The organism is Streptococcus sp. WB01_FAA12 (assembly GCF_012843315.1).
Lineage (GTDB): Bacteria > Bacillota > Bacilli > Lactobacillales > Streptococcaceae > Streptococcus.
In genome coordinates, this window is sequence record NZ_JABAEX010000001.1 from 722,592 (window position 1) to 739,503 (window position 16,912).

Genomic DNA, 16,912 nt, shown 5'->3' on the forward strand with positions numbered 1-16,912 from the left:
ATTTTCATCTCCCACGTCACTTCTCGAAATGATGAAGTCTTGCGGGTTATATTGGGGGTGTTATTGATTAGTCAACAACAGTGAATCCCATAGAACGAGCAGTACCTTCGATCATACGCATTGCAGACTCAATGTTTGCTGCGTTCAAATCTGGCATCTTAGTTTCTGCAATTTCTTGTACTTGTGCACGAGTAACTGTAGCAACTTTAGTTTTGTTAGGTGTACCTGATCCTTTTTCAACACCTGCAGCTTTTTTCAAAAGAACGGCAGCTGGTGGTGTTTTTGTAACGAAAGTAAATGATTTGTCTTCGTATACTGAGATAACAACTGGAATGATCATACCAGCTTGGTCAGCTGTACGAGCGTTGAACTCTTTTGTGAATCCCATGATGTTGATACCAGCTTGACCAAGAGCAGGTCCAACTGGTGGAGCTGGTGTAGCTTTACCAGCAGGGATTTGCAATTTTACAAGTTTTTCGACTTTTTTAGCCATTTTTAAATCCTCCTTTGTGGTTTTGGCGGTAATTAAAGATTTTTACCTCCCACAAGTATGCTTTACACATACCCTTCAATTATACACTATTTATCTAAAAATGCAAGAGAAAACTTTCATTTTTAATCGACATAATCTCCGCCTTCAAAGCCATAGTATTCTTCCAAACTAAGGCCACTTGCAGCAATTTCTTTGGCTTCTTTTCCGACGTAGCGAAGATGCCATTCTTCTGCCATATAGCCAGTCTCTTTTTCCTTGCCTTTGAGATAGCGAACAACAAAGCCATAGTCAGCCGCATGATCCAAGAGCCACTGGGCTGCCTTTGCTTCAGTAACTAAATCACCATCTGTCCCGATAAGGTCAAAAGCAAGACCCGTTTGGTGTTCACTATAACCTGGGCGAGCTGAGTAGCGATCTGCTGCTTCCTTACCGTCTTGATTCACATAGTCTTGATAAAGCTTGGTTTGAGTTTCATAACTTCTAAAACCACTGTAATGATCGCTGATTGGGTAGCCAGCTGCTTGCATGGCTGCAATGAGTTTCAGCAACTCTGCTTTAGCTGTTGGATTTTCTCCTGGATTGTAGTCTTTTGACAAAGGATAGTGCTTATTAGCTATGACGATCTCATCATATTTTCCTTGTATACTATAGTGGTCTCCTTTATTCACAACCTCTGCCTTCTTCTGACTAGAGGCTTGAGATTTGCTCCCTACAGTTCCTTCAGGTTGACTAGTTTGTTCCGTTTTTTGAGTATTTTCTTCATTTTTAGGTTTTTCTTGAGAACATGCTGCTAGGGTTACTGCCAGCAAACCAGATAAAACGATGTATCTTTTTTTCATTTTTTGCTTCCTCTCTTAGGCCAAGTACTTCTCCAATTCATCAGATAAGGCTTTAATCATTTGTTCCAACTCACGGGATTGCACTTGGCAATCTTCTGCTGCCATTTCTTCCCAGGGTACCCACCAGACTGGACCACGGCCATTAAGCCCATGACCCTTCATATCACCTGACCGTCTTGGAAAGAGGTGCCAGTGAGCGTGGGCATCTCCATTTCCTAGAAGTTCGATGTTCATCTTTTCAGCTTTAAACGTTTTGGCAACAGCTTCTTGGACCAAACTCATTTCCTCTAGAAAACGAAGTTTTACAGAAGTCTCCATATGGTGGAGTTCTGTGACATGCTCTTTTGCCAGAAATAAGGTATAACCCTTAAAGTATTGGTGGTCTCCAATAACAACATAGCCTGCTTCTAGTTCTTTTACAAAGTAGGGATTTTCCCCTGCCTTGATCCATTCAATTCTTTGACAAATCAAGCACATCTTAGTCCACCAACGCACTCTTGAGATAGGCATCAACCATACGCTCTGTCGCCACTACTGAATCAATGTGTGTTCGTTCGTAAGAATGACTTGACTCAATACCAGCTCCAAGGAGAGCATGCTTGACCTCGGCTCCTGCTGACATAGCTGCCGAAGCATCCGAACCGTAAAATGGATAAATGTCGAGCTTAAATGGAATATCTTGCTCCTTCGCCAAAGCTACTAAGTGTTGACGGAAGTCATAGTGATAAGGACCGGAAGCATCCTTGACACAGATAGATACTGTGTACTCATCTGTCTGTTGGTCATCGCCAATAGCTCCCATATCCACAGCCAGATATTCTACTACCTGAGTAGGAATATTGGAATTAGCTCCATGACCCACTTCTTCAAACACTGAAAAGGCAAAATGTGTCGTCATTGGCAAGTCAATTCCTTCTTCTTTATAAACTCGAAGGAGATTGAGTAAAATTGCTGCACTGACCTTGTCATCTAAGTGGCGAGACTTGATAAAACCAGTTTCCGTCACAACTGTTCGCGGATCGAAACTAATAAAGTCACCGACCTCAATACCCAAGGCACGCGTTTCTTTTTCATTGGTCACTTTTTCGTCCAAACGCACTTCCATATTGTCCTGAGTGCGTTCTGCAGTTCCTGCATCTTTGTAGACATGACAAGAAGTCTGGTGGATGAGGATAGTTCCAGATACCGTTTTACCTGTACTAGCCACATGAACAGTACAGTTTTCTCCCTCAATCATGTTCCAAGGAAAACCACCGATCCGGTCCAATTTGAGACGACCGTCAGGTTTGATAGCACGAACAATAGCACCCAGCGTATCCACATGGGCAGTCACATAGCGTTGTTGCTCATCATTTTGACCTTTAATGGTCACATTGATACCTCCCTTGGCTGTACGAACCGGCTGGTAACCAAGCTCTTCTAAAGTACGGACTAGGTAGTCTGAAATCTCACGAGTAAAGCCAGTTGGAGATGCAATAGCGGTTAATTCTTTGATATAGTTTACAGTTTGATTCATTTCTTCACCTCTTTTGCTACCTATTATAGCACATTTCAGTAGAGAGGAAAAAAGAAAAATCACTCCTGTAGAGTTGACTTACAAAAGTGATTTCTATTTTTTATTCCATTTCAAAAACATCGCTTTCTTGCTTGTTTGGTAGAACCAATGAAAGCAAGATTCCGATAATAGCAGGCACTAGCCATGGAAGAGAGGCTGACGCAAACGGAAGGGCATTAATCAGATTTTCTAGAAACTCAATTTTAAAGGAACTTCCAAGGACACTTGCAAGAGCAATAGCTGTAACAAGCCCAATAGTTAACTGCATGCCCGGTTTTGATAGGGCTACAAACTTATTCACAATCACGATCATCACAATGGCGATGGTGATTGGGTACAAGATTACCAGTACTGGCACTGAGTACTTAATGATTGCATCAAGACCAAGGTTTGCAATAGCAAACCCAATCAAGGTAAAGGCAGTGGCATAGACCTTGTAGCTGATTTGTGGGAAACGTCCATTAAAGAACTCAGCTGTAGACACAATCAATCCAACTGTCGTTGTGAAGCAGGTTACAGTTACCATAACAGCAAGGAAGAGTTGAGCTGTTGAACCAAAGATTTCCTGAGTTGCTTGCGACAAGATATAAACTCCTGGTGTTCCACCCTTCATCACTTCTGCTGGTACTGGGAAGTGATTTCCAAGGAATCCTAAACCAATGTAAAGAGCACTGAAAGCAAGAGCTACAACGATACCAACCACCCAAATAGTTGAAATGTATTCTTTCTTACTGGAGAATCCAAGTTGTTTCAAGGTTTGAACTGCAATCACACTGAAGGCAACTGAAGCAAGGGCATCCAAGGTGTTATAACCTTCTAGGAATCCTGTACCAAAGGCAGAAGCTTGATAAGCAGCTGAAGCCGCTTGAGGGCTTGTTCCACCATATTTGAAGGCACCTAGTACAACCAAGATAACGATCAATAAGGCAAAGACTGGCGTTAAAACACGTCCAATTCGATCCAAAATCTTTGATGGATTGAGTGAAATCAGATAGGCTGCTGCAAAATAAAGCACAGTAAAAACAATCAATCCTAGACCTTTGTTTGCTTCGGATAAGAGGGGGCTAATCCCAACTTCATAAGCTGTTGTGGCTGTACGCGGAATGGCAAAGAAGGGGCCAATCGATAGATAGAGGACTGCAAGATAAAGCGTCGCAAACCAAGGTGAGATTTTCTTAGAAATCTCGTGAATGTATCCTTTAGGGTTTAGCGTTCCGATGATGAGCGTTAGGACAGCAATCCCGACACCCGAAAATACAAAACCTGCGATGGCAGGAAGAAACTGTTCTCCAGATAAAGCACCTAGAGAAGGCGGAAAGATCAAGTTCCCCGCACCAAAAAATATTCCAAACAGGAGCAAGCCTGTTAGGGCACCTTTTTTAGCCATAATAATCTCCTTCATATTTCTAAAATACTGACCTAGTATACCATTATTAAGACTCTGAAAAAAGTATCCAAAATTAATCATTGAATGTTTTCAATATTTTTAAAAATAAGAATTATCTAAAAACAAAATCCCTCACTCAGTTGGAACCGAGCAAGGGAAGATTAGGATCTATCACCATAGAGGTTTAAAGATTTTCAAAGGCCGTCATTCCACCTTGAACATTGATAACTTCATAACCCTGTTCAACTAGAAATTGACAAGCACGCGCTGAACGTATTCCAGATTTACAAATGACATAATGCAAGAGGTCCTTGTCCAACTGATCATAGATATCAGCTAATTGACTAAGTGGTAGGTTTTGAGCACCTTCTAAATGAAGCGTCTGGAACTCTTCTACTTCTCTCACGTCCACTAGAGAAAGTTGCTCATTTTGATAAAGCTGGTAAAAATCGTTAAAAGTAATTTCTTTCATTTTGTTTCTCCAAGAATCTTTTGAATTCTTTTTTTCAAATCGGGCACTACTTCTGACTCAAACCAAGGATTTTTGGCCATCCAGATTTGATTTCGTGGTGAGGGGTGCACCAGAGGGAAAAATTCTGGTAGATAGTCTTTGTAGTGTTTTACCCGTTCTGTCACCTTGCCACTAACTTTTTCATGTAAATAATAGGCTTGGGCATATTGTCCAATCAAGAGAGTTAATTGGATATCGGGCAACTCTTGCAAGAGTTGCGGATGCCATTTTTCTGCAAAACCTGTACGAGGTGGAAGGTCGCCTGACTTGCCATGCCCCGGAAAGTAGAAATCCATGGGCAGAACTGCAAAATAACCTGAATTGTAAAAGGTGTCCTCATCCACACCTAGCCACTCACGCAAGCGATCGCCACTCTTATCCTTCCAATAAATCCCAGCTTCTTGCGTTTTAAGCCCCGGAGCCTGACCGACAATATTGATGCGGGCAGTTTTTGGCGCCGCAAAGAGAGGTTCGATTCCGCGTTCTGTATAGCTGGTATTCTGTGGATCAGCCATAATGGCTTGCTTGATTCTTTCGATTTGAGACATCTGTTTTCCCTCCAAAAAGAAGTCCAAGCATAAAATCTCAGACTTCTATCATTTTATTTGATCAGTTCATAAATAGCTTCTGCATAGATTGCTGCTGCTCGGAAGAGATCGTCCAAGGCGATAAATTCGTTGGCTTGGTGCATGGTATCGATTGAGTCCGGGAACATGGCACCATAGGCAACGCCACGTTCCAGCAAGCGACCAAAGGTACCACCACCGATGACTTGCTCGTGACCTTTAAGACCAGTTTGTTTTTCATAAACATTCAACAAGGTTTGTACAAGTGGATCTTCCATTGGCACGTAGTGAGGTGTGTGACCGTGTTCAGAAAGGCTAACAGAAGCAACTGGCAAGTTTTCAAGGATTGACTTGATTTGCTCTGGGCTTGTTCCTTTTGGATAACGGAAGTTAAGGGCAATGGTATTGTCAGTACTTGTTTCATCAAAGCGGAAGACACCGGCATTCATAGAAAGGGCACCCATCTTTTCATCTACATGAGCAACCTTGAGATTTGTACCCTCATGGTCATTCAAAAGAATCTTACCAGCGATGTCGAGGTAGTCTTTTGCAGGTCCTGCAAAGTCAAACTGACTGAGGAAGAGGGCCAGATAGGTCGCACCATTGACACCTGAAGCAGGCATAGCACCATGAGCTGATTTACCAATGATGGTCACCTTGTATTTGCCAGCTTCTTCTTTGATTTCTCCTCTGAGTTTGTGTTCTGCAACAAAGGCATCTAGTTTAGCTTGCAAGTCATCCAAGTCACCTGAAACGACTGCTGTTGCTGATTCAGGTACCATGTTTTCACGCAAACCACCTGTGAAGCTGTGAAGGCGAGCTGCACCTGTATTTTCACCTGCAAAGTGGAGGTATTCAGTGATGTTCCCTTTTTCACCATTGATGATAGGGAATTCAGCATCTGGAGAGAAACCGAAGTCTGGTTTGGCTAGTCCTACATGTTCAAAGTAGTAGTCCATGTCTGCCCAACCTGATTCTTCGTCTGTTCCGACGATGAAACGAACTTTTTTAGAAGTTGGAAGGCCCAATTCTTTGATGATTTTCAAACCATAGTAACAAGCAGTTGTAGGTCCCTTGTCATCGGAAGCACCACGCGCATAAAGGCGACCGTCTTTGATAGTTGGTGTATAAGGGTCCGTGTCCCAACCGCTACCAGCTGGCACCACGTCCATGTGAGCAAAGATTCCGAGAACTTCTTCTCCTTCACCAAACTCAAAATGTCCTGCGTAGTTATCAACATTCTTCGTTGGATAGCCATCGCGGTCTGCGATTTCAAGGAATTTTTCCAAGGCTTTTACTGGCCCAGGTCCAAAAGGATGTTGCGCATCTACCTTGCTGTCGTCACGTTCTGAGTTGATTTCCAAAAGGCTAAACAAGTCAGCCAAGAGGTCTTCTTTGCGTTTTTCTACTTCTGCTGTAAAATCAATTGCTGTCATTTTTTCTTCCTTCTATCTTTTCTCGATGATTTCATCCACTGGCAAGCGGTAGCTTGGTTCTAATTTCTCGTCTGTGTAACCTACAGTAATCAAAAGCTCAGGGCGGAATCGGTCTTCAATATCCAAAACTTCGTTGGCTTTTGATTTGTCAAATCCAAGGATAATGTTAGAACCGATTCCCTGGTCTGTCAAAGCCAGAACCAAGTTCATAGCAACCAAACCTGCATTGAGGGCTAGGTAGTCGCTGACTTGTTGCTCACTGTAACGTGCAAATTCAGCAGGCAGATTCTTCATAAAATATTGAAGTTGCTCTTCTGAGAAATTCTTTGCACCACCAACACGGGCAATCTTGCGGGCCCGTTTAGCAAGGTCCGTATCTGTAAACAAGGCAATGGTTACAGGTGCTGATGACACCTGCTCAAAGTTGGAACCATAAGCCAATTTTGCCAATTCAGCATTTTTCTCACGAACGACCACAAATTTCCATGGCTGGCTGTTGTGGGCACTTGGGGCTAAAGTTGCGATTTCAATAGCTGTGCGAACATCTTTGGGATCCACCGGCTTATCAATGAAATGCTTGGTCGCATGACGTTTTTTATTTAATTCAAGAAATTTCATAATCGATTTCCTTTTCTAATTCTACTGCTTCCATTCTACCATAATTTGAAAGAGCTTGCAGGGATTTTTCATAGAGTTAGTACTTCTTTCAAACTCTCTGCTATTAATTTGGAGCTATTTAAGTAGGTATCGCTTTAGATTTGAAGCAATCAAAAAGCAGGTGATCGAACACCTACTTTCTTATATTATTGACCAGATGTGTATGGAGCAATTGCTTTATAAGCCGCTTCCAGCGCTTTCTTCATTGTGTCACGTCCAGTTTTCAACTGTTGAACAAATAGAGTACGAGTTTGTTCTGGCACTACTGTATCATCAGAACCAATACTTGAAAGGCTTTCGTTAAATGACTCTCTTACAGTCTCCATAGACTTAAGCGCTGGTTCAACTTGGGCGTTATATGCTTCTTTTCCACTCTCTGGAATTTTTTCCCCAATTTCAACTGCATGCTTTTTATAATTGTCGACTAGTTTACCAAAGACTTTCTTCACATCTCCAACAGTTTTAGCATTGTCAATTTCTTCATCGGTGATCAAAACAACCTCATTATTTTCTGTCTTTGAACTAGACGTTGTTGATGAAGTCTCTGAAGAAGAAGTTTGTTCTACAGAGCTTGAAGTCTTAGTCGAAGAATCAGACGTTGTTTTCCCTGAACATGCTGCTAAAACAACAACAGATAAAAGTGCCATACTGGCTGTAATAATTTTCTTCATAATGTTCTCCTTTATATTAAGAATTAAGTTCATTGTATAACAAAATAATTTCAATGTCAAACTTTAGCTAAGCCATCTTTTCTTCCTGATCGTCTGACTCTTTTCTAAGCAATTCGGCTACCACCTCACTTCAAATTAAGGGCGTCCATTTTATTTCTCACTTTGCAAAAAATCAAAATAATTCTTCACATCCTCTACATACCCGTGCTTTTCGATTAAACTAGCCAAAAGTTCCAAATTGTGCCCCTGATAGTTGTCTTCTCGTCGTAGCTCTTCATACATTTCGATAAAGGGAAGCCCCTTGGACTTGGCCAATTCTAACTCCGCTTCATAATCATAAGAAACTTTTCGAAATAGAATATTTACCAATTCCCCATCTTCCACTTCTATCACGGCATACTGGGCACGGTGATTTTTTAATGCCTCCCAATTAAAATAGGGCATGCCAATCGATCCTGGATTGATGATTTGTTGCCCTTGACTGCCATAACGAAGCAACTGCTTGTGGACATGACCATAGACTGCCACGTCCGTTTCCGCATCTAGCAGTTGGTCAAATTTATCTGTATCATTCCCAACCAGTAGGTCCCCACCATAGTTTTTTTCAGGTAAATTATGAGAGAGAGAAAAGCGCAGTCCGTCAACTTCTTTCTTTTCCAGCATAGGTAAGTTTCGTAGCCAGACAATCGTTGCAGGATCCATTCGCTCCATCAAAAACTGGGTCATGCGCATTGACTGGATTTCTTGTGGGTCTTCTAAGCCATATTGCCCATCTAAAGCCTCAAGGACACAATCATCCCAATTGCCTCGAACACTTGCCGTGATAGGAAGATTCTTTAGCAGAGCAACCAGATCATTTGCACCTGGACCAGGAAGAAAAATATCTCCCATAAGCCAATATTCACTAGCTCCTTGAGTTTTAGCATCTGCAATTACTGCTTCTAAGGCTGTCGCATTACCATGAATATCTGATAAAATTGCGATTTTATGGATCATGATGGTTTCCTTCCGTTTGGTAATCTACTCTCTCTTCCGCTACTTGAGCCAATTCCACTTCTTCCTGCGGGTTCAACTTCCTCTGCACAGCCTCTGCGACAGCTCTTGGCACCCCAACTTCGACAATCTCATCCACACTGGCTTCCTTGATTTTAGTGAGAGATTTAAAATGCTTCATAAGATTCTGCTTGCGTTTAGGTCCCAGACCGTCAATCCCATCCAGTTGTGATGAAAAAGAATTTTTTGAGCGCAGTTGACGGTGGAAGGTGATGGCAAAGCGGTGCACCTCATCTTGGATGCGTTGGAGGAGGAAAAATTCCTGAGAATTGCGAGATAACTCCACCACTTCCAGTGGATCTCCAAAGAGCAGTTCATGGGTTTGGTGCTTGTCATTTTTTTGCAGCCCAGCAATCGGAATGTCCAAGCCCAGCTCCTCTTGAATGACTTGCTTAGCGATATTGACCTGACCTTGTCCCCCATCGATGACAATCAAATCTGGCGGAGTCAAGCTCTCACGCTGAACTCGGTCATAGCGTCTGCGAATGACTTCTCTCATACTGGCATAGTCGTCTGGACCCACAACCGTTTTTATCTTGTACTTTCGGTAATCCTTCTTACTGGGTTTTCCATTGACAAAGACCACCATGGCAGACACCGGACTTGTTCCCATGATATTAGAGTTATCGAAGGACTCGATGCGAACTGGGGTCGGGATTTGGAGCAAACGTCCCAGATTTTCAATAGCTCCCTGGGTCTTTTCGACAGATTTTTCTAGCAGGTTGAATTTCTGCTCCAGACTAACACGAGCATTTTTTATGGCTAGATTGACCAGCTGTTTTTTCTCTCCACGCTGGGGTTTGAGAATCTTGGTATCTACCAAGGCCTTAACAGCTTCTTCATCGATATCCTGCGGAATCAGTACCTCATTAGGAACCAGATGAGATTTTTCTTGATAGAATTGTCCCACGTAGGTCAAGAAGTCCTCATCCGGATCATTGTAGTAGGGGAAGAGATTGACGTCTCGCTCGATGAGCTTGCCCTGACGGACAAAGAAAACCTGCACACACATCCAGCCCTTGTCCACATAGTAGCCAAAGACATCACGGTTTTGGAGATCCTTGGCCATAACCCGTTGCTTGGTCCGAAGAGTGCCAATGGCCTGAATCAGGTCACGGTATTCCGCCGCACGTTCAAACTCCATATTTTGCGCTGCCACTGCCATTTTACTCTTGAGGTCATCGATGATTTTGTCATCCTGCCCTTTTAAGAAGTCAGAAACCTCCTGAGCCATGGACTTGAAATAGGACTCATCCTTCTTACAGATAGTGTGGGCCATACATTGACCGATATGATAATAAAAACAGACCTTAGACGGCGGATTGGTACACTTACGAAAAGGGAAAATCCGATCCAAGAGTCGCTTGATTTCATTGGCGGCCCCCACATCGGGATAAGGTCCAAAATAAAGACCTCCATCCTTCTTGACTTGACGGGTGATAATCAAACGAGGATAGCGCTCATTGGTAATCTTGATGAACGGATAGGACTTATCATCCTTGAGCATGATATTGTACTTTGGCTTGTTTTCCTTGATCAGGTTGATTTCTAGGAGAAGTGCCTCAATATTGGACTCAGTAACGATAAATTCAAAATCTACAATTTCAGACACCAAGGCCTCTGTTTTGGTATCATGACTGCCACGGAAATAGGAGCGCACACGGTTGCGCAGATTTTTAGCCTTTCCTACATAGATAATGGTGCCGTTTTTATCCTTGTGAATGTAGCAACCGGGGCTGGTCGGCAAGAGCTCTAGTTTTGATTTGATCAAGTTGTTCATAGTTCCATTATAGCAAAAAGGCCGTGACAGGACGAACAAAAAGCCCCACCAACCGTTTGATGGAGGAGCTTTGATTTCTTTCGGATTGCACCGACTTTATCTAGTCGCTACTGGTATAAAGTTCTTGAACAGCCTTCACATCCTGAGGCTGAATCCCATAGTAGGAGCCTGCCGGCTGCATAACAGAAGTCTCGTTAGTATGATCCAATCCGATGGCATGTCCCAGCTCGTGCTCCGCTGTATGCACGATCCGTTCATAGGAATATCCATAACTTGGATTGGATAGATAATAATGATTTAGGCGAACTGTTACAGATATAAATTGATTGGTCAACAGATTGGTTTGGCTCTCGGCTTGGCCAGCTACAGCTGTCGTTCCATCATTCATTTCACTTGCCACAATATCTGCCTGGCTAGGATCCGCAACCACCTCAAAGGTAAAGGCTCCCGTTTGATTCCAGTTTTTTATGGCTTCTGCATAGGCACCTTGGAAGGTCTCATCCATTTGAGGCTCAATATAGATGCGGGCTGAAGCCTGAGCCCACTTGCCTTCCGCGTGTTGGTGACTGTCTATCTGAGACAAGACTTCCAGCCTTCCCGTTTCCTTCCATTGATTCCAGCCACCTTGACCAATCTGGCTCATTTTTTCAACCTGATTGATCGCAGAATGAAAATCACCTGTCAGATACCAAACTACTCCAAAGGCAAGGAGAACGATGATAACCAAGGTCCAAACCAGACGCCAGAAGAAACGCCAAATGCCCAAAAGAAATCGGAAGAATAATCGAACAATCCAGAACATGACACTCCACCTTTCATAAAAATAAGAATCTATCTTAAAATCAATGGTCTCCCATAATCAAGATAGATTCTCTATTTTACTCAAAAAACTGAAAAAAACCTAAAACTAAGATAAGCGCTCTTCCAAAACAAAGTTAATTGGTAGAGTAGCTAAAAAACGCTCCAATTGTTTTTCCCAGTAGTACCACTCGTGAGTGCCAGCACTATGACTATAGGTCACTTCAAAACCAAGCTTTTTGAGGTTTTTCACAGCGAGGTTATTGGCTGAGTAGAGATAGTCTTGTTCACCACACCAAGCCCAAAGTTTGGTTTTTTTATCCGATTTCGCAGCGATACTTTCAAGCGAATGAGGGCTAGCTGTCCAATCTTTGATTTCTCCAAAAACTCCTCTCCAGTAGGCAAGAGAGCCCAAATCCTGACTTTCAGGAGAAAATTCTTGAAAGCTGAGTGCACCAGAAAAACTAGCTGCATGAGAAAAACGATTGGTTGCGAGAGCTAGCTTGAAGGAACCATAGCCACCCATAGAGAGACCTGCAATGAAGGTCTTTTCTCGCTTGCTGGTCATATTGGGGAAGAAACGTTTCATAACCTGAGGTAACTCTTCTGCTAGAGCAGTAAAGTAGTCAAAACCATACTGGGTATCTGTGTACCAGCCATTGCTAGTATTGGGCATGATAACAATGAGATTGGTGCCTCGCAACAAGCGCTCGACATTGGTTCGCTTGAGCCAGCTATTCTGATTTCCTGACATTCCATGCAAAAGATAAAGGACAGGAATATCTTTACAATCTGGTTCAGTTACCCGACTGGCATCTGGATAGAGCACAGTAACGCCCCACTCCATATCCAAAACTTCAGAGTAATACTCAATATTCATAACTGCCATGGTTGTCTCCTTTTACTATTCTATAAGAAAAAGCCGAATTTCGACTTTTTCTGTAGGTATGCTGCTTATTATTTGGCTTCCATCACGACTGGCAAGATTGCTGGGCGACGCTTGGTTTGATCAAAGAGGTACTTGGTCAGATTATCACGAACCTTACCTTTGAGATCTGCCCAGTCAAAATCATCACCTTGAAGATATTCTTCTACCGTTTGGTTAATCAATTCAGAACTTTCACGGAGAATATCACGGCTCTTCTTGAGATAAACAAATCCACGCGTATGGACGCGAGCCTTAGCCACAATTTTCTTCTCACGACGGTTGACAGTGATAGCCACGATAAAAATCCCATCCTCTGACAAGACTTTACGGTCACGAAGGACAACATTTCCAACATCTCCGATAGCATTTCCGTCAATCAAGACATCACCTGCAGAAACTGATCCAGCTGGGACAAAGTCTCCATGTTCATAGGACATGGTGGTTCCCTTTTTAGGAATGAAAATACGCTCTGGTAACATTCCAACCGCCATGGCAGCCTTGGCATGCGCATCTAACTCACGGTATTCCCCTTGGATAGGGAAGAGATACTTGGGTTGCAAGAGATTGATCATCAACTGCAGATCACGCGCATTCCCGTGTCCTGATACTCGCAAACTTTGGGTAATGAGTTTCACTACACCACCAGCTTGGTAGATCATATTTTCCACACGCGCCATGACAGCTTCTTTAGCGATAGATGGAGTCGTTACGATATAAACTAGGTCACCGTCCTTGATTTCTACATAGCGATGGCGACCGATGGACATCTTACGAAGGCCATTAATAGGCTCACCCATACGACCAGTCTCAAGGATAATCAACTCATGGTCTTCAAATCGAGACATTTCTTTGGGTTTGATCAAGAGACTTTCGTTGGCTAGAGACAATTTTTTGAGTCGAATCGCTGTTCGAACAATATTTTCAACATCAAATCCCGTCAAAACAACTCGACGACCTGTATCCGCAGCAGCATCAAAGACCTGCTGGATACGAGAGAGGTTGCTGGCAACTGCCGCAACGATGATACGACCTTCCCAGTCCGCAATGGTCTGGGTAATTTCATCCCCAACTTCACTCTCACCCGCTACCTGGATATTGCTGTCCGCATTCGCCGAGTCACTAAGAAGAGCTAAGACACCTTCGCGGCCAATCTCCGCCAAACGACCAAAATCCGTCGCATAGGATTTACTAGCCGTCTGGTCAAATTTGAAGTCACCTGTATAAACGATGCTACCTTCACTTGATTTCAAGACAACTCCCAAACTTTCTGGGATAGAGTGAGTTGTACGGAAGAAGGAAACCACAGTCCCTCCAAAATCAATCTCTGTATCCTCATCTATCACATGGAAGTCATTGAATTTCTTGACCGTATCATTTCCTTTGACAAAGAGCTTCGCCAACTCGATAGTCAACTCAGAGCCAAACACAGGTACCTTAGCCTCTGCCAAGAGATAAGGCAGAGCACCAATGGCATCCGCATGTCCGTGGGTCAAGAAAACCCCAGCGATACGATCGCTATTTTCAAAAAGGTAATCCATGTTTGGAATGACGACATCAACTCCAAGTTGTTCATTTTCAGGGTATTTAAGCCCTGCATCCAAAACAAAAATAGATCCATTGATCTCAGCAATGTACATATTTTTCCCGTTTTCACGCACACCACCTAGTGTTGTTAAACTGATATTACTCATTTTTCCTCCGAAACCTTAGTTTATCTTGATTATAGGGTGGATTTACCCTCTTATTCTAAAAGCTCTAAAACTTTCAGCCGAATCTTTTCCTACCATTATACCATTTTTTTGATGATTTTCAAAATGAAGATTTGTTTCCAAAAAAGAGCTGGTTGCCCAACTCTTTCCTATCTTTTAGTTTTTCTCCATCAAAAAGTCATAAATTTCTTGCACCGTACCCAGCGCCATGATTTCTTGATTTTTTACGGTTTGTTTGAGATCTTGATATATCTGACTTTCCCCGATCTCCCGCTTGGGTGCTTCTTTGTTCACCTTCATGACACCATCTTTGATCATCACAAAACCTAGCTCTTCAAATACTTGAATCATCTTGACCAGCAAGATTTGTTGGATATTGAGATAAGCCGCCAAATCCTTGAGTTTATAGCGAATATCAAACTCTGGGAACTGGTAAATCGTCTTGTATAATTTGGCAAACTGCTCTCTAGTTCCATAACCTGTCAGATAATAGGCCTTGTCAATGTCATTTTTGAAATAGACCGCAGAGAAATTTTGTTCCTTAAATATAGTCTTAAGCAGTGTAATATCCTCAGGAATGGTTTTCACAACCACAGCATCACTGGTCACTAATTCTGGTAATTCTCCAGCAAAGTCCAAGACTGGAACCCCTTCTGGCAAAACTACATTCTTCCCACGAATGTTAAAGAGTTGAACACCCTCCACACGCGCATCTACCATCATCAACTGGAGGGCAGTTTGACCATTCCATTGATTGACAGACAGGGTGACTGCCAATTCTAAGTTTTTTGTTTGAGCAAACTCTGTCGCCCATCTACCTTGTCCGAAGGCTACCACTTCAAAACTCGCCTCACCCTTGGAAATTTTTAGTTTGAGGTGGGCATTGCCTGCTCCCATGGTTCTAGCACTTTCGACCTGAAAATCCTTGATATAAAAGACAGGTTTCTGATTGTCCATTCCAAAAGGCGCCAAGCGCTCAAAGCTTTTAACCGTTTCTAAACTAAGAGTCTCCAAGTCTAGCTCTTCATCTAGATTTAACTTGTTCTTACCACTAGCATCTGCGCCTTTTTCACGGATATAGTCTTCCAAGACCTGAGATAAATCTGAAAGTTTCTCAACTTCCAGCGTCATTCCCGCTGCACCAGCATGGCCGCCAAAGGCGATAAAGAGGTCTCGATGGGGATCCAGTGCCTCAAAAATATCGACCGCTTCCACACTACGAGCGCTACCCTTGGCACGACCATCTTCTATATTAAGAACAATGACTGTCTGCCCTAGTTCTTCCAACAAGCGCCCAGCCACGATACCCAGAACGCCAGGATTCCAGCCTTCCTTGGCCAAAACCTGGACCTTTTTCTCAGGATCAACCATGGTCTTAGCTTCTTCATAAATTGACTGAACGATTTCCTTGCGCTCTTCGTTTTTCTGGTGAATCATGAGGGCAATCTCATGCGCTTCCTCATCGTCAAATCCAGTCAACAAATCAATAGCTGGATTAGGATCATCCAAACGCCCCAAAGCATTTAAACGAGGGGCAATCTGAAAGCCAATCGTTTCTTCTGTTACTTCGTTAGCAGCAATCCCAGCCATATCCAGCATTTCTTGTAGACCAATACGCTGAGTATGCCCCAGCATCTCCAGACCATATTGGACCAAAATGCGATTCTCATCCGTCAAACTCACCATATCGGCAATGGTACCGATAGCGACCAAATCAAGCAATTCCACTTGCACTTCTTCTAAAAGAGCGCAAGCTAGCTTGAAAGCCACTCCACAACCAGCCAACTGTTTGAAGGGATAGTCCGCATCTGGATGCTCAGGGTGAACAATGGCAAAGGCATCAGGAAGGGTTTCCGGCATGGAATGGTGGTCGGTCACAATGACATCCACTCCCATAGACTGGGCCAATTCAATGGCTTCGTGACCCGCAACCCCATTATCCACTGTCACAATCAAGGAAATACCCTCTTGCTCGATAAAATATTTATAGACACTGGCATTGGGGCCATACCCATCGGTAAAACGATTAGGCAGGTAAACACGGCACTCGGCGCCAAGCTGTTCTAAACTTTCCTTCACAATCGAAGCTGAAGTCATACCATCCGCATCGTAGTCTCCATAGATGAGAATGTTTTCCCCTTCTTCAATGGCCTGACGAATCCGTTCCACTGCCTTGTCCATATCATGGAGCAGATAGGGGTCATGTAAGTCCTCTAAAGAAGGTTCTAAAAACTTCTTTAGACTTTCTTCATCCTGAATCCCTCTTTCAAATAATAACCGAGCCACCTCAGGACCCAGCCCAGCCTTCTTGGCTATCTTTGTAAAATCCGCATCTTCAACCTGCGGGGCAAACTGCCATTCATAAGTAGGAGTTATCAAAAAGACATCCACTCTTTCTAAGAATTCTATCGTTTCATTATAACATGATTTAGGCATTTTCTCTATCCAGATTGCTTTTTTGTAACATTTTAGTGAATTTTTTCAGATATGATTTGACAAGAACATTCTTTTGTTGTAGAATCATGTTAT

At 43.0% G+C, this 16,912-nt stretch carries 16 protein-coding genes; all 16 read right to left on the bottom strand.

Annotated features, from left to right (window positions below; translation table 11 throughout):
* Positions 1 to 67: 67 nt before the first annotated feature.
* The 16 genes from rplK to recJ all read right to left on the bottom strand — a co-directional run bounded on the left by rplK (position 68) and on the right by recJ (position 16,762).
* Positions 68 to 493, bottom strand: a complete 426-nt coding sequence (gene rplK / locus HF881_RS03635) for a 50S ribosomal protein L11 (protein WP_001085808.1) — start codon at positions 491 to 493, stop codon at positions 68 to 70.
* Between the two features lie 122 nt (positions 494 to 615).
* A complete protein-coding gene (gene ldcB, locus HF881_RS03640) occupies positions 616 to 1,332 on the bottom strand; it encodes an LD-carboxypeptidase LdcB/DacB (RefSeq protein WP_169446508.1) in 717 nt (238 codons plus the stop codon).
* Positions 1,333 to 1,347: 15 nt separating this feature from the next.
* Positions 1,348 to 1,809, bottom strand: coding sequence for an HIT family protein (locus tag HF881_RS03645; protein ID WP_169446614.1), 462 nt, complete (start codon positions 1,807 to 1,809; stop codon positions 1,348 to 1,350).
* Position 1,810: 1 nt separating this feature from the next.
* Positions 1,811 to 2,848 (bottom strand): M42 family metallopeptidase, encoded by a 1,038-nt coding sequence (locus HF881_RS03650; protein WP_169446509.1) that lies wholly within the window; start codon positions 2,846 to 2,848, stop codon positions 1,811 to 1,813.
* 100 nt (positions 2,849 to 2,948) lie between these two features.
* The gene (gene brnQ, locus HF881_RS03655; RefSeq protein ID WP_169446510.1) at positions 2,949 to 4,274 is read right to left on the bottom strand and encodes a branched-chain amino acid transport system II carrier protein; all 1,326 of its coding nucleotides are present in this window, start codon (positions 4,272 to 4,274) and stop codon (positions 2,949 to 2,951) included.
* A 184-nt stretch (positions 4,275 to 4,458) separates the two neighbouring features.
* Complete coding sequence (locus HF881_RS03660) at positions 4,459 to 4,746, bottom strand: rhodanese-like domain-containing protein (RefSeq protein ID WP_000659165.1); 288 nt, start codon at positions 4,744 to 4,746, stop codon at positions 4,459 to 4,461.
* The gene (locus HF881_RS03665; protein WP_000078137.1) at positions 4,743 to 5,333 is read right to left on the bottom strand and encodes a uracil-DNA glycosylase family protein; all 591 of its coding nucleotides are present in this window, start codon (positions 5,331 to 5,333) and stop codon (positions 4,743 to 4,745) included. The genes HF881_RS03660 and HF881_RS03665 overlap by 4 nt, the downstream gene beginning before the upstream one ends.
* A gap of 53 nt (positions 5,334 to 5,386) precedes the next feature.
* On the bottom strand, positions 5,387 to 6,787 hold the full coding sequence (gene pepV, locus HF881_RS03670; RefSeq protein WP_169446511.1) for a dipeptidase PepV: 1,401 nt from the start codon (positions 6,785 to 6,787) through the stop codon (positions 5,387 to 5,389).
* A gap of 12 nt (positions 6,788 to 6,799) precedes the next feature.
* The gene (locus tag HF881_RS03675) at positions 6,800 to 7,405 is read right to left on the bottom strand and encodes a nitroreductase family protein (RefSeq protein ID WP_169446512.1); all 606 of its coding nucleotides are present in this window, start codon (positions 7,403 to 7,405) and stop codon (positions 6,800 to 6,802) included.
* 185 nt (positions 7,406 to 7,590) lie between these two features.
* Positions 7,591 to 8,115 (bottom strand): hypothetical protein, encoded by a 525-nt coding sequence (locus tag HF881_RS03680; protein ID WP_000720917.1) that lies wholly within the window; start codon positions 8,113 to 8,115, stop codon positions 7,591 to 7,593.
* Between the two features lie 150 nt (positions 8,116 to 8,265).
* Entirely contained in the window at positions 8,266 to 9,111 is an 846-nt protein-coding gene (locus HF881_RS03685) for a metallophosphoesterase family protein (RefSeq protein ID WP_169446513.1), read from the bottom strand.
* On the bottom strand, positions 9,101 to 10,948 hold the full coding sequence (gene uvrC, locus HF881_RS03690) for an excinuclease ABC subunit UvrC (protein ID WP_169446514.1): 1,848 nt from the start codon (positions 10,946 to 10,948) through the stop codon (positions 9,101 to 9,103). Before uvrC ends, HF881_RS03685 begins: the two co-directional genes overlap by 11 nt.
* Before the next feature lie 100 nt (positions 10,949 to 11,048).
* Positions 11,049 to 11,750: a M57 family metalloprotease gene (locus HF881_RS03695; protein WP_169446515.1), complete on the bottom strand. Its 702-nt coding sequence runs from the start codon at positions 11,748 to 11,750 to the stop codon at positions 11,049 to 11,051.
* A gap of 105 nt (positions 11,751 to 11,855) precedes the next feature.
* Complete coding sequence (locus tag HF881_RS03700) at positions 11,856 to 12,635, bottom strand: alpha/beta hydrolase family protein (RefSeq protein ID WP_084925643.1); 780 nt, start codon at positions 12,633 to 12,635, stop codon at positions 11,856 to 11,858.
* A gap of 68 nt (positions 12,636 to 12,703) precedes the next feature.
* The gene (locus tag HF881_RS03705) at positions 12,704 to 14,365 is read right to left on the bottom strand and encodes a ribonuclease J (RefSeq protein WP_169446516.1); all 1,662 of its coding nucleotides are present in this window, start codon (positions 14,363 to 14,365) and stop codon (positions 12,704 to 12,706) included.
* A gap of 174 nt (positions 14,366 to 14,539) precedes the next feature.
* Positions 14,540 to 16,762 carry a single-stranded-DNA-specific exonuclease RecJ gene (recJ, locus tag HF881_RS03710; protein ID WP_169446615.1) on the bottom strand — a complete coding sequence of 741 codons (2,223 nt, stop codon included), beginning with the start codon at positions 16,760 to 16,762 and terminating at the stop codon, positions 14,540 to 14,542.
* Positions 16,763 to 16,912: the final 150 nt, after the last annotated feature.

Bases quoted from the DNA above. Each gene is read 5' to 3' on its own strand.
- rplK (WP_001085808.1), bottom strand. From the start codon at position 493: ATGGCTAAAAAAGTCGAAAAACTTGTAAAATTGCAAATCCCTGCTGGT.
- ldcB (WP_169446508.1), bottom strand. From the start codon at position 1,332: ATGAAAAAAAGATACATCGTTTTATCTGGTTTGCTGGCAGTAACCCTA.
- HF881_RS03645 (WP_169446614.1), bottom strand. From the start codon at position 1,809: ATGTGCTTGATTTGTCAAAGAATTGAATGGATCAAGGCAGGGGAAAAT.
- HF881_RS03650 (WP_169446509.1), bottom strand. From the start codon at position 2,848: ATGAATCAAACTGTAAACTATATCAAAGAATTAACCGCTATTGCATCT.
- brnQ (WP_169446510.1), bottom strand. From the start codon at position 4,274: ATGGCTAAAAAAGGTGCCCTAACAGGCTTGCTCCTGTTTGGAATATTT.
- HF881_RS03660 (WP_000659165.1), bottom strand. From the start codon at position 4,746: ATGAAAGAAATTACTTTTAACGATTTTTACCAGCTTTATCAAAATGAG.
- HF881_RS03665 (WP_000078137.1), bottom strand. From the start codon at position 5,333: ATGTCTCAAATCGAAAGAATCAAGCAAGCCATTATGGCTGATCCACAG.
- pepV (WP_169446511.1), bottom strand. From the start codon at position 6,787: ATGACAGCAATTGATTTTACAGCAGAAGTAGAAAAACGCAAAGAAGAC.
- HF881_RS03675 (WP_169446512.1), bottom strand. From the start codon at position 7,405: ATGAAATTTCTTGAATTAAATAAAAAACGTCATGCGACCAAGCATTTC.
- HF881_RS03680 (WP_000720917.1), bottom strand. From the start codon at position 8,115: ATGAAGAAAATTATTACAGCCAGTATGGCACTTTTATCTGTTGTTGTT.
- HF881_RS03685 (WP_169446513.1), bottom strand. From the start codon at position 9,111: ATGATCCATAAAATCGCAATTTTATCAGATATTCATGGTAATGCGACA.
- uvrC (WP_169446514.1), bottom strand. From the start codon at position 10,948: ATGAACAACTTGATCAAATCAAAACTAGAGCTCTTGCCGACCAGCCCC.
- HF881_RS03695 (WP_169446515.1), bottom strand. From the start codon at position 11,750: ATGTTCTGGATTGTTCGATTATTCTTCCGATTTCTTTTGGGCATTTGG.
- HF881_RS03700 (WP_084925643.1), bottom strand. From the start codon at position 12,635: ATGGCAGTTATGAATATTGAGTATTACTCTGAAGTTTTGGATATGGAG.
- HF881_RS03705 (WP_169446516.1), bottom strand. From the start codon at position 14,365: ATGAGTAATATCAGTTTAACAACACTAGGTGGTGTGCGTGAAAACGGG.